This window comes from Coprococcus ammoniilyticus (genome assembly GCF_025567345.1).
GTDB lineage: Bacteria > Bacillota > Clostridia > Lachnospirales > Lachnospiraceae > Coprococcus > Coprococcus ammoniilyticus.
Genome location: NZ_JAOQJS010000006.1, coordinates 64,355 through 76,951 on the forward strand (window position 1 = coordinate 64,355; position 12,597 = coordinate 76,951).

Annotated in this window: 18 protein-coding genes; 16 read left to right on the plus strand and 2 right to left on the minus strand. The window is 39.6% G+C overall.

The annotated features are described in order from the left end of the window. Positions 1-155: 155 nt before the first annotated feature. The 10 genes from OCV60_RS10410 (at position 156) to OCV60_RS10460 (ending at position 5,332) form a co-directional block, all read left to right on the plus strand. Complete coding sequence (locus OCV60_RS10410; RefSeq protein ID WP_005363298.1) at positions 156-485, plus strand: DUF6442 family protein; 330 nt, start codon at positions 156-158, stop codon at positions 483-485. Next, positions 482-688 (plus strand): helix-turn-helix transcriptional regulator, encoded by a 207-nt coding sequence (locus OCV60_RS10415; RefSeq protein ID WP_003865061.1) that lies wholly within the window; start codon positions 482-484, stop codon positions 686-688. Before OCV60_RS10410 ends, OCV60_RS10415 begins: the two co-directional genes overlap by 4 nt. Before the next feature lie 9 nt (positions 689-697). Beyond that, positions 698-1,000, plus strand: a complete 303-nt coding sequence (locus tag OCV60_RS10420) for a hypothetical protein (RefSeq protein ID WP_004853440.1) — start codon at positions 698-700, stop codon at positions 998-1,000. A 19-nt stretch (positions 1,001-1,019) separates the two neighbouring features. Further along, complete coding sequence (locus OCV60_RS10425) at positions 1,020-1,817, plus strand: YhfC family intramembrane metalloprotease (protein ID WP_227909633.1); 798 nt, start codon at positions 1,020-1,022, stop codon at positions 1,815-1,817. 196 nt (positions 1,818-2,013) lie between these two features. Further along, positions 2,014-2,625 (plus strand): plasmid recombination protein, encoded by a 612-nt coding sequence (locus OCV60_RS13205; protein WP_004853443.1) that lies wholly within the window; start codon positions 2,014-2,016, stop codon positions 2,623-2,625. A 56-nt stretch (positions 2,626-2,681) separates the two neighbouring features. Further along, a complete protein-coding gene (locus tag OCV60_RS10440; protein WP_262530140.1) occupies positions 2,682-3,350 on the plus strand; it encodes a YobA family protein in 669 nt (222 codons plus the stop codon). Positions 3,351-3,386: 36 nt separating this feature from the next. Beyond that, a complete protein-coding gene (locus OCV60_RS10445) occupies positions 3,387-3,572 on the plus strand; it encodes a hypothetical protein (protein WP_196020850.1) in 186 nt (61 codons plus the stop codon). A 310-nt stretch (positions 3,573-3,882) separates the two neighbouring features. Next, positions 3,883-4,122, plus strand: a complete 240-nt coding sequence (locus OCV60_RS10450; RefSeq protein ID WP_005604353.1) for a DUF6061 family protein — start codon at positions 3,883-3,885, stop codon at positions 4,120-4,122. Between the two features lie 257 nt (positions 4,123-4,379). After that, positions 4,380-4,649 (plus strand): autorepressor SdpR family transcription factor, encoded by a 270-nt coding sequence (locus OCV60_RS10455; protein WP_005604351.1) that lies wholly within the window; start codon positions 4,380-4,382, stop codon positions 4,647-4,649. Next, complete coding sequence (locus OCV60_RS10460) at positions 4,646-5,332, plus strand: SdpI family protein (RefSeq protein ID WP_055143427.1); 687 nt, start codon at positions 4,646-4,648, stop codon at positions 5,330-5,332. The genes OCV60_RS10455 and OCV60_RS10460 overlap by 4 nt, the downstream gene beginning before the upstream one ends. A gap of 85 nt (positions 5,333-5,417) precedes the next feature. On the opposite strand, the gene OCV60_RS10465 is transcribed toward OCV60_RS10460, so the two are convergent. Further along, the gene (locus OCV60_RS10465; protein ID WP_055145653.1) at positions 5,418-6,944 is read right to left on the minus strand and encodes a MobA/MobL family protein; all 1,527 of its coding nucleotides are present in this window, start codon (positions 6,942-6,944) and stop codon (positions 5,418-5,420) included. 351 nt (positions 6,945-7,295) lie between these two features. Continuing rightward, a complete protein-coding gene (locus OCV60_RS10470; RefSeq protein ID WP_005604346.1) occupies positions 7,296-7,526 on the minus strand; it encodes a helix-turn-helix domain-containing protein in 231 nt (76 codons plus the stop codon). Between the two features lie 175 nt (positions 7,527-7,701). Between OCV60_RS10470 and OCV60_RS10475 the strand changes: the two genes are divergently transcribed. The 6 genes from OCV60_RS10475 to OCV60_RS10495 all read left to right on the plus strand — a co-directional run bounded on the left by OCV60_RS10475 (position 7,702) and on the right by OCV60_RS10495 (position 12,533). Continuing rightward, entirely contained in the window at positions 7,702-8,322 is a 621-nt protein-coding gene (locus OCV60_RS10475; protein ID WP_005604344.1) for a helix-turn-helix domain-containing protein, read from the plus strand. Positions 8,323-8,406: 84 nt separating this feature from the next. Further along, a complete protein-coding gene (locus OCV60_RS10480; protein ID WP_012744117.1) occupies positions 8,407-9,705 on the plus strand; it encodes a tyrosine-type recombinase/integrase in 1,299 nt (432 codons plus the stop codon). A 209-nt stretch (positions 9,706-9,914) separates the two neighbouring features. After that, entirely contained in the window at positions 9,915-10,109 is a 195-nt protein-coding gene (locus tag OCV60_RS13210) for a VirB6/TrbL-like conjugal transfer protein, CD1112 family (protein ID WP_465245481.1), read from the plus strand. Between the two features lie 92 nt (positions 10,110-10,201). Continuing rightward, positions 10,202-10,507 (plus strand): thioredoxin, encoded by a 306-nt coding sequence (trxA, locus tag OCV60_RS10485; RefSeq protein WP_008402246.1) that lies wholly within the window; start codon positions 10,202-10,204, stop codon positions 10,505-10,507. A gap of 12 nt (positions 10,508-10,519) precedes the next feature. Then, positions 10,520-10,840, plus strand: a complete 321-nt coding sequence (locus OCV60_RS10490; RefSeq protein WP_117808620.1) for a rhodanese-like domain-containing protein — start codon at positions 10,520-10,522, stop codon at positions 10,838-10,840. Between the two features lies 1 nt (position 10,841). Further along, entirely contained in the window at positions 10,842-12,533 is a 1,692-nt protein-coding gene (locus OCV60_RS10495; RefSeq protein ID WP_008402248.1) for an FAD-dependent oxidoreductase, read from the plus strand. Positions 12,534-12,597 lie beyond the last annotated feature (64 nt).

Below are 12,597 nucleotides of genomic sequence, written 5' to 3' on the forward strand. Positions count from 1 at the left end.
GTATTCAAGAAGTCATTAAGTTGCGAGTATAATCGAAGTGGTAGAAAAGTTATCTATTATATCGGTTGTAACTTTTTTATGAACTCTATTGACAAGAAAACTTGGTATGTGTATAATTAAAACATGCAAAGAAAACTTGGCATGGAGGTGTTTTTATGAAAAAGGACGAAATCTTAAATGCAAGCAGAAAAGAACATCGCAATAAGGACTTGGCTGAAATGGAAGTGGTATATCAAGCCGGAAGTCACGCAAGCAGAGTTGGTGCTTTAGTGTGTTGTTTGCTTTCGCTGTTATCTTCTGTGCTTGCTCATACTATGATTTACAGTCCGTGGGTTATATACTTCAGCATTATTGCAACACAATGGTTAGTTCGTTTTATCAAAATGAAGCGAAAGAGTGATTTGGTCTTGACCGTTCTGTTTTTTGTGCTTTCCATTTTTGCATTTGTTGGATTTGTTAGCCACCTTTTAGAGGTGAGAATATGAAAGAACAATTACAACTGAAAAATCACTTAAAGGAAGTTCGCACAGAAGCAAATCTTTCTCAAGCTCAGCTTGCAGAAATGGTAGGGGTATCAAGAAATACCATTAGTTCTATTGAAACAGGACAGTTTAATCCAACTGCAAAATTGGCTCTAATTCTTTGTATTGCATTGGACAAAAAATTTGAGGAACTATTCTATTTTTAGGAGGTCACTATGGAAAATATTATACTGTTGATTTTGGGAGTGTTCATATCTGTTGTGGGAATTGTAAATATCAAAGGCAATATCAGCACAATTCACTCTTATAACAGGCGAAAAGTAAAGGAAGAAGATATACCAAAGTATGGAAAAACAGTCGGCACAGGAACGCTGATTATAGGAATATCTCTTATATTAGGTTTTATTGTTTCGTTTTGGAGTGAAATAATTATAGATTATATCATTCTTCCAGCAGTTATTGTCGGATTAGGCTTTATATTGTATGGACAGTTCAAATACAATAAAGGAATTTTTTGAGAATCAGGGAGGTATAAAGATGGAATTGAACACAATATCAGGTCTGGCGATAGCGGGAGTTATCTGCTCCGTTGTCCTCTCGATGGGGGTACCGATTGCTTTGTTCATTGCAGGAAGGGTGAAGCTTAAGGCAAGGATTTCCTCGTTCTTTATCGGAGCAGGAACCTATCTGCTGTTTGCCATGCTGTTGGAGCAGCTGTTGCATGTTCTTGTCATTCGGTTCTGCGGACTGAACGCACAGAGCAGGCCATGGCTTTACTATGTGTACGCGGCTTTGGCTGCAGCTGTTTTTGAAGAGACCGGAAGACTGATTGCCATGAAGTTCTGGATGAAGAAATGGCTGGATTTTCCAAATGCACTGATGTATGGAATCGGGCATGGCGGTGTGGAGGCTATTCTGCTCGGAGGACTCTCCGGAATCAGCAATCTTGTGTCCATGCTGATGATCAACAGCGGAGCCATGCAGAATACGCTGGCGGCACTTCCTGCTGAGTCTGCAAATCAGACCGTGTCACAGCTGTCGGCCCTATGGACAACACCGGCACCACTCTTTTTTGTAAGCGGAATCGAAAGAATCAGTGCTATCATTCTGCATATCGGGTTGTCACTGCTGATCTACCGGGCGGTAAAGGCAGGCAAATACAGGACAGCGGCTTTTACAGCGGTTCTTGCATATGGGATTCATTTTATCGTGGACTTCTTTGCCGTGGCAGGTCCGGCGCTTCTTCCCATCTATGTGATTGAAATTGGTGTCTTTGTGATGGCAGCCGGAACTCTTGTTATGGCGCTGAAGATGGGAAGGATGGAAGAACTGTGAATTCCAGTTTTCTGCTATCATAAAACAGAATATATCTTACAGAACGCACCGTAGAAATACGGTGTTTTTTGTTATCCCAAACCCACAATTTCATACACAACCACAGGTTAGTACAAATACCTTGCGATTTTTTGAAAGGCTTAGAAAGGAAATTTCCCCTGATTTTCGCCCTGAGAAATGACACAAACAAGGCTTAATGTATCTTTCCTGTGGTTTTTATTTTCGGCAGGAAAGGAGGATTGCTTGCTCTGCCGAGAAAGGAGAACGAAATGGCGAAAAGCAACAAGGCGGATATGAGTTGTGCAAGGGTAAAAAGTACACCGTTTCTGATGTGAGCAAGGCGGAAAGGCACAACGAACGCAAGAATGAAACCTATGAAAATATAAATATGATTGAGGAACGCATACCCTATAATGTGCATTTCAAAAAGCCTTTTGCTCCGACCTATATGGAGCAATTAAAGCAGATGGAAGCTGACGGTATGGTGTCGCTTCGTGGGTTGAGAAAAGACGCAACGCTCTTTAACGAGATTGCGATTAAGTGCAAAGATGGATTTGATAATAAGTGGAACAATAAATATGTTGAGGTCACAGAACAAGTAGGGAGATTGGGTTGTTTCGGATTCATGATAATCAATATTCCGGGAACTTGGTTCGGGAGGTGGTCTGACGAAGCATTAGCACTTTCTATTATTCCTTCAATGTTGTTCTTATTTAGTGGGATTATGAGTAGGTCAGTGCTATTGATTATTGCATCAGTATTATTTGCACCAAGTCATATTGTGATTTCATATAAAAATGTAAAATAATATTTACAAATTTCAGTTTATAGAGTTAAAAAATATAAGTTAAGGAGGCATGTATTATGAAAAAAGTAATCTATCTGCTTGTATTATGTATGGTGCTGGGAATGACTGGATGTGGAACGAATCAAGAAAATAAAGAACCTGTGTCTGGAAATGTGTCCGTAGAAACAGAAAATAAAGAAAATGATGATGTAGTACAAAATGAGCAAATAGCAGATACTGGCTCATATCCTCCATGTGTTATGGTTGATGGTGTTATATATAAAGACACAGGATATGTAGCGTCAATGCCTGGTTGTGGAACAATGGATGGAGAAATTGTGTCAACAGTGGCAGGGACAGAGTTACCATCTGAAAATAATCAATCAAATTTCGGAAGCGGATATCATTATCAAAGGAGTTCTGAAGGTCAGCTCATAGTAGTCATTGATGACGAACGAATCATATTTAGAGATATTGAAAAAGACGATACGTCTATTCCAATAGAGGTTATCAATTTTAATGCAAAAGTAAAAGAAATTACCGATGATGGAGAACTTCTTGTAACGCATGTGAGTACAGCTGAAGGCTTTTGTCAGATGAATGATGGAGAGTATTATGTATCGGCAGAAAATTTAGCGGAAGATGTTCAGGTGGGAGATATCGTTACAATATGGTTTAATGGAATGATTCAAGAAACATACCCTGCTCAATTGGGGGTAGTTTATAGAATCATTAAAACACAATAATTAGTCAAATTCCAGTTTAACGAGGAGGTGATTTACATGAAAAAAAGTATATCAAGGATTATCGGTGTGATAATGCTGATTGTAGCTATTGTATTTATAATGTTTGCATTAAACCATCCAGAAAAGAGTTTCCCTTGGAACAATACAATTACGTGGTTACTGTATGGTGTATATTTTCTTGTGGCAGTAGTGCTGCTTATTGCTCCTAAAATAAAGAAGTGAGAAATTCCAGTTTGATGGAGTGACAAATTCCAGTTTTGATTTGACTTAATTCATAACATTTATTAACTGTTATATCTTATCCTCGTGAAGTCCGCAACCCCTTGAAAATGCTAAATTTGTAGCGAGTGAGTTTGCCCTTACGCTTTCCCTTGTGTTATATCCTTTTCCCTCATGTTACGAATGCTCACAAGGGCAAAATTAAGGGAAAGAAAATCCAGTAACAAATTATAACATGAAATTAAAATGGCAGGAAGAACGGATTGAAATGCTTTCAAAACTTTTAGAAAATTAAGGAAAGGACAGATAAGATATGAGATTGATTTATGCAAGATATAATCCGCAATGTAATAGCATAGATGTAACCACGTTTGAAAATGTAGTGCTTAGAATTGATTGCAATAAGGCAGAGGAAGGATTGAGAACTACTCCCGGCTCCCAGTGTTCGTTGAATGCTTTGGCTATTGATAATCCATTAGAATATGCAAGATTATACTTGGATGGAGAAATGCAAGTATGGGTTGATGCAGAGGATCGTTTAGATACGTGGTGATTTTGCTAATATAATATCATGATAGAGGTCTAGTACTAAAAATTCCAGAAAAATATATAGAACGTACGGTTATTCCATAATAAGAGGCAGGAATCTTAAGTTTCTAGATGTTTGAATTTTGCCTTAAGGTAAATAGAGAGGACACATTGATTTTTCAGTGTATCCCCTCTATTTAAAATTATTTTTAAATAGTTCTTGCACAAAAACAAATAGCATGCTAAAATCTATTTAAAGAAAGTTTTAAATAGGTAAAAGATATGGGAGAAACTAACATTTTTAAAGTATTGGCAGATAGCCAGCGAAGAGACATTCTTATTATGTTGAGAAATGAACGATTAAATGCCGGAGAGATTGCTGAAAAATTACAGATTACACCGGCTGCTCTTTCTTATCATTTAAAATTACTTAAAAACGCAGACTTGATATCTGAATATAAAGAGAAAAACTTTGTTTATTATGAAATCAACACTACGGTTTTCGATGAATTAATTATATGGGTTAACCAGTTTGGAGGAAAAAAAGTATGAAAAAAATAATGTGGATAGTAGCAATGATACCAGTTGTAGTTACAAGTGTTGTACTACAGTTTATGCCTGATATTATACCTATGCATCATGACTTGGAGGGAAACACTGACAGATGGGGAAGTAAAACAGAAAGCTTTATTTTTCCGGTAATTATTTTGTTTATTACACTGTTTTGGCACTTGCTAATCTATGTGTTTGAGAAAAAATCAAAAAATGCAAATACAGAAAAGGAACAGATGGAAGCAAAATCTTCTGCAAAGGTATTATGTGTTGTAGGAATTTCGCAAGCAATCATGTTCGGGATTATGCATTATTTTATTCTTTATTCTTCTTGGATACAGGCAAATGCAGGTGGTGAACATGCGGTTATTGACATTGCAAAAGTTTCATGTATTTTGTGTGGTATTATATTTATTGTATTAGGAAATTTTATGACAAAGGCAAAACGAAATGCAGTAGTGGGAGTTCGAACCGTTTGGAGTATGCACAATGATAATACATGGAGAAAGAGTAACCGCTTTGGTGCAATATGTATTATTATTACGGGGTTATTGACTATCATTACAACCGTATTTACAAGTGGGATGACTGGCACAATCTTTATGTTGATTTATTTATTATTAGCAACAATTGTAACTGTGGTATACTCAAAAAAGATATATGATAAGGAAATAGAAAAATAATTTGTATCTTTATGCGAGAGGGTGAAATTCCAGTCTTTACGGAGAGATAACAAACGAATGGGAGGCAATTGCCTCCTTTCGTTTGTTATCTACTCCTTCCACGGTTTGGTGGAGAATATGGTCTTGTTAACTCTCGCTCCCTAATGTCCTGTTTCTTAGATTTAAGCCTATCGTGTAGAGACTGCGGCTTTTCTCCATACCGTTGTTTCCAATTCTTAAGGCTGTCCTGATAATCCCCATAAGCTGTCTCTGCCTTATGAAATGCCTTGTAGAAGGCTTCCACATTCGGATACCCGTATTCCTTTACGATATGAGATAAGCGGACTTTCATTCTTGCAATCCGTTCCTCCAATCCGGCTATCTCCGTTGAAAGCTCGGAACGCCTTTTTGCTTTGAAGATACCTTTGCTGTCGGACAGTTCAATTTCAAGGTCACTTCGCTGTTTCTCGAGTGCAAAAATTGCTTTATTCTGTTCCTGCAGCTTTTGATAAATCTCGCATAAGTGCTTGTAAGAAACTGCTTCCGTTGATGGCTGCGGTCTTGGCGGTATGGCAGGCTTTGGTGTATCTGCCTGCTTTCTGCTTTCTTCTGGTACAGCTTTCTGCTCTTTGAAATCTGTGTTCTCCGGTCTTGCTTCAAGCTCTTTGGAAATTACTTTATCTGCAAGCTCCAGAGTTTTGAGAAATACTTTGGAGATTAACAGTTCTAATACTGCAATGGCAGTACCGATAATGGAAGATAACAGATTCGGTCTGTTTCCGTAAAGCCATACGGATTCCACAATCTTGTCCGTTATCCGTTCCTTTTTTATCTGCATGATTTCTGACTTGGAAACACCCGTTACAATCGCTCTGTCAACCGTCTGATTCCACAAGGTGCGTTTACTGTTGTTTGCCTCAATCTCGGCGGCTTTCGGATTGTTCTTACCAATCTTTTTGGTGGCAAGATACATACCGCCACGCTCAAAAACTTCTAACCGCTGGCTTTTATCCCGCACATACTGATTGATAAGATTGGTATAATCCTGCTTGACGGTATCAAGGAAATTTTCAGCCTTGAAGTGTTTATCCTTAATGGAGAAAATCTGTCTTTCGTATACCTCACCTTTGTGAATCACCTTACACCTTTTACGGATATTTCCTTCTTCATCAAGTATCTCTTTCTTGGTGCGTACATGATTTCCCTTTTCGTCATAGAACATATTGCGGGTGGCAACCTTTTCTATGGGCTGTTCCAAGAGTGTACGCTCCGAAAAAATGAGATGGATGTGATAGTTGGTTTTCCGCTTATTGTGATGCAGGGCTGCGATACAGTCCGTTCCGTAAGTCTGTCTGAAATGGTCTGTAAATATCTGCAACAGTCTGTCTGGAGGATACTCCGTAAAAGATTCCGGCAGGGCTATGATCAATTCCCTTGCCTCAATACATTTCCCCTCCGTACCGTTTTTTTTAAATTCTGCCTGATTATATTTTGCAAGGTCAGTCCAAAAATTACGGTCTGTGGTTTCATATACCGCATACAGATTTTCCTGCTTCTTTGGGCTTGAAATATAATAAATTCTTCCCCGGACATTGTGGAGCTTCGTCATCTGAATAAATGAATTTCTTGGCATGTGCTTCCTCCTTTCCGTATCTGCCAAGTACGAAGCTGCAAGAAATGAGGATGGGAAACTTTCTAATGTGAAAGTGAGTAGGCTACATAGGTAGCCTGTCTACGAACATATCCGCCTGTCGGCGAAAAGCTCCCAGCAGGGCGAAATACACAGAGTACAAATCGTAAGATTTGTGCGAGGGGTGTATTTCGCTCTCAAACGCCGAGGGCTTGTATAAAAAAGTTTCTTCCCCACTTCTTAAATTTCCGGTTGTATCTTAGAGGAAGCACATGGTATAATCTATTTGCGTGTAGGTATATCATGGCTTCGGTCAGATACATACCTTAGGGATGGTCTTAGGACTGTCCCTATTTAATTTGTCACATTTCTTGTGACAGCTCTGACATTTCCTTTGTCCCTTAAGTCCCTGCCTTCATTGGCGGTCATGAACTTTTCAAGCATATCCGTTTTGATAAGGACTTTCCGTCCTACCTTCAATACCGGAAGCTTTTTCCATTCTACCAGTTTCCGCAGGGTATTTCTGCCGATACCCGTATAGTCGGCAGCTTCCTCAATGGACAGTGCAATCTTCACTTCTGTCATTAAAACACCTCCTCTTGAATTGCATAATGCAATTTTGTAACTATGCCTACTATATAACTTTTATATCTTCTTGTCAAGCGTTACGAAATTTTAAAAGTAATTATTAACTTGCATATTGCAATGCTGCTTTTACTGTGTTATACTTTAGCCATACCGAAAAAGGAGGCGTATCAGAATGAAAGATAAAGAATTACGCAAGTTAATCGGTAGCAGGGCAAAACAACGCAGACTGGAATTAGGTGTCAACCAGCCTTATATAGCAGAAAAGATGGGAGTTACCGCTTCCACCATACAGCGGTATGAGGCAGGAACGATTGACAACACCAAGAAGCTTGTTCTGGATGGTCTGTCGGAAGCACTTCATGTATCAGTGGAGTGGCTGAAGGGCGAGACGGAAGAAATGACAAGTGATGTTACGGATAAAAGGGAATTACAGATTCGTGATACCATGACTTCCATTCTCTCCAAACTGCCTTATGATATGAAGGCAGACGAAGCGGATTTTTCCAAAGATTTACTGCTGCTGATGTTGAAGGAATACGAATTATTCGTTGATTCCTTTCAATATGCCTGTAAGAATTTTAAAGGGAATACGGAAGATGCCACAATTGCAAAAGTAATGGGGTTTGAATCCAATCAGGAATATAATGAGATTATGTTCCTTAGGGAAATCACCCATACGGTAAACGCACTGAACGACATGGGCGACATTGTAAGGCTCTATTCCAAGAATCCCGAAACGGCAGCCGTAAGGCTTGCAAATCTTCTTTCAGAGAAAGACTCCGAACCGGTATAGATTAGACAACCGGAGTTATGATATACTTACACGCAGAAAGCATTTCATCAGTTCCGATTGTCGATATCGAAAGGAGTAACGATTATGGCAAAAGGTTCTGTAAGAAAGAAAGGCAAGAAATGGTACTACCGCTTCTATGTGGAAGATGCAAGCGGTAATCTGGTGCAGAAGGAATTTGCAGGTACGGAAAACAAAAGCGAGACGGAAAAGCTGTTGAGGCAGGCAATGGAGGATTATGAAGCCAAGCGGTTTGTTGCAAAGGCTGAAAACATCACACTCGGAGAGTTGCTTGACCTGTGGGCTGAGGAAGAATTAAAGACAGGCACATTGAGTAATGGAACGGTTGGCAATTATCTTCAGACAATTGGGAGAATCAAACAACACCCTATCAGCAAAAGGAAACTGAAAACGGTGACTTCGGTACACCTGCAGGAGTTTATGGATTTGCTCTCATTTGGAGGCACTGTGGGAGATTTTATATCAAAAGGATATTCCATTGATTATGTAAGGTCATTTTCAGCAGTATTGCAACAGTCATTCCGGTTTGCGGTATTTCCGAAACAGTTTATTACCTTCAATCCAATGCAGTATGTGGTGATGAGGCATAAAAAGGAAGAAACAGATTTGTTTGCGGATGAAACAGCCACAGACAGAGACAAGGTTAAACCGCTTTCCTTTGAAATGTACCGGAAACTGATTGAACAGCTTGGAAAACGAAGTGGGGATGCGATTCTTCCGGTTCAGATAGCATACTTTACAGGTCTCAGACTTGGAGAGGTAGCAGGTCTGACATGGCAGGATATCAACCTTGAAGAACAGTATCTCACTGTACGCAGGAGCATCCGCTACAATGGTGCTACCCATAAGCACGAAATCGGTCCGACAAAGTGGAAAAAGATCAGGGTTGTTGACTTTGGCGATACCCTCGCAGATATTTTGAGGAATGCAAAAAAGGAACAGCACAAAAACCGTTTTCAGTATGGGGAACTCTACCAGCGGAATTTTTACAGAGAAGTAATGGAAAAGAATCGGGTGCATTACGAGTATTATCATTTGGGAATGACAGAGAATGTGCCGGAAGATTACACCGAAATCTTCTTTGTATGCTTAAGGGAGGATGGTTGTCTGGAACTTCCGGCAACCATAGAAACAGCCTGCCGGACAGCAGGAAGAAAAGTACCGGAGCTTGAAGGTTTCCATTTCCACACACTGAGGCATACCTACACGACAAACCTCTTATCCAACGGGGCTCAGCCTAAGGATGTGCAGGAACTGTTAGGACACTCAGACGTGAGTACCACCATGAATGTCTATGCCCATGCTACAAGGGAAGCAAAGCGGACTTCCGCAAGACTTCTTGATAAAGTGGCAGGCAACGATTAAACAACTGAATAATGAATTTTCCCTTGTAATTATCCCATAAGGGCAAAAACAAGGGAAAAGGATACATATATAGAATTTTCAATGGCGGGAAGCCTTGAAAATAGGGGAAAGTTAAGAGAGTTAATAGATAAATTCAAGTTTGTAGGGAACAACAGCTAAGACAATTTTATAATAAAACAGCGTCAGAGCATTTATGTGTAAAAGCATGAATGCTCTTTTTTGTCCTTTCATGGACAAAGAACAAGAAAGCAGTATCAACATGGTTCATCGACATCATAATCAAGGTTATGGGAATCCTCATTACGATAGTTCTCTATTCAAGGATGATATCCATATATCTGCACTGTGCGGTGGCACCTCTGCCCATGGCGACAGTCACCAATCACCATATGGCAAGAAGTTAATTTAATGTTGTATGGTGATGTAATCACGGAAAACAAATGAAATTAAGACTATAATAAAGCTACAAAAAGAAAAAGATAAGGAGGACTGTAAAATGTCTGCTATTAATATCAATAAAAATAATTTTGAGAACGAAGTACTGAATTCCGATAAAACCGTTCTTTTAGATTTTTGGGCATCTTGGTGTGCGCCTTGCCGTATGGTAGTACCTATTGTAGAGGAGATTGCAGGTGAGCGTAGGGATATTAAAGTTGGAAAGATTAATGTAGATGAAGAGCCTGAACTGGCAAATAAGTTCAGTATTATGAGCATTCCGACTTTAGTGGTTATGAAGAATGGGAAGATTGTACAGCAGGTTTCAGGGGCGAGATCTAAGAATGCGATTTTAGAAATGCTTTAGAGAGGTGTGCTAATGGGATTTTTTAATTTCTTTAAACAGTCGAATATTAATCAAGGCATAGAAGAATATAAAAGGACTGCTGGTGCAGTTCTGCTGGATGTCCGTACTCCGCAGGAATATCAGGAAGGACATATACCAGAAAGTAAAAATGTGCCGTTGCAGCAACTAGACAATATTGTTTCTGTAGCGAAGAATAAGGATATCCCTCTGTTTGTATACTGTTATTCCGGTTCCCGGAGCCGTCAGGCAACTGGGATGTTGCAACGAATGGGATATTCTAAAGTAAATAATATCGGTGGCATTGCAGCTTACTCAGGAAAGGTGGAAAAATAAGATGAAGGTAATAATCGTAGGAGGTGTAGCAGGAGGAGCTACAGCCGCAGCAAGAATACGCAGACTGGATGAACATGCAGAAATTACTGTGTATGAAAGATCCGGATACATATCCTATGCGAATTGTGGGCTTCCATATTATATTGGAGACGTGATTACAGATCCGGAAGCACTTACACTACAGACACCAGAGAGTTTTTTTAAACGCTTCCGTATTAACATGAAAATTCATCATGAAGTTATCTCAATACATCCCGAATGTAAAACTGTTTCAGTGAAGAATTTAGAAAACGGTGAAATATTTGAAGAAAACTATGATAAGCTAATCCTATCTCCAGGTGCAAAGCCTACACAGCCGAGACTTCCCGGAGTAGGTATTGATAAACTTTTTACACTTCGTACTGTAGAAGACACTTTTCGGATAAAGGAATATATAAATAAGAATCATCCAAAATCGGCTGTATTGGCAGGTGGCGGTTTTATTGGTCTGGAACTGGCAGAAAATTTGAGGGAGCTTGGCATGGATGTTACGATTGTCCAGGGGCCTAAGCAGCTGATGAACCCTTTTGACCCGGATATGGCATCCATGATCCATAATGAAATGAGAAAGCATGGGATAAAACTGATACTGGGCTATACAGTAGAAGGATTTAAAGGAAATGACAACGGAGTGGAGGTTCTGTTGAAAGATAATCCATCCCTTCAGGCTGATATGGTAGTTCTGGCAATCGGAGTCACACCAGACACAGTATTAGCAAAAGAAGCCGGTCTGGAACTTGGCATCAAGGAAAGTATTGTAGTGAATGACAGAATGGAAACCTCTGTACCGGATATTTATGCTGCAGGTGATGCAGTTCAGGTAAAACATTATGTTACGGGTAATGATGCGCTGATTTCTTTGGCAGGACCGGCCAATAAACAGGGCAGAATCATCGCTGATAATATTTGTGGCGGTGATAGTCGTTACCTGGGCAGTCAGGGAAGCTCCGTTATAAAAGTGTTTGATATGATAGCAGCCACTACAGGTATCAATGAAACCAATGCCAAAAAGTCAGGATTAGAGGTAGATACAGTAATTCTTTCTCCTATGAGTCATGCCGGTTACTATCCTGGTGGAAAAGTGATGACCATGAAGGTGGTTTTTGAAAAAGAAAGCTATCGTTTGCTTGGCGCTCAGATTATTGGATATGAAGGAGTTGATAAACGTATTGATGTGCTGGCAACAGCAATTCATGCGGGGCTGAATGCAACCCAGTTGAAAGATCTGGATCTGGCATATGCACCACCTTATTCTTCTGCTAAGGATCCGGTAAACATGGCTGGATTTATGATAGACAATATTGCAAAAGGGACATTAAAGCAATGGCATTTGGAAGATATGGACAAGATTTCTAAAGATAAAGATGTGGAGTTGCTAGATGTGAGAACTGTAGGTGAATTCAGCAGGGGGCATATAGATGGATTCAAAAACATACCTGTAGATGAACTGAGAGAACGAATTAGTGAAATTGAGAAAGGAAAGCCTGTGTATCTGATATGCCAGAGTGGTCTGCGCAGTTATATTGCGAGCCGTATTCTGGAAGGAAACGGTTATGAAACGTATAATTTCTCTGGCGGATTCCGATTCTATGATGCAGTGGTCAATGACCGTGCGCTGATTGAAAGGGCATATGCATGTGGTATGGATTATTAAAAAATAATCACGATATTTTTATAATTTTCTTATAGCATAAAAAGATCCCCCATTTATTAGAATG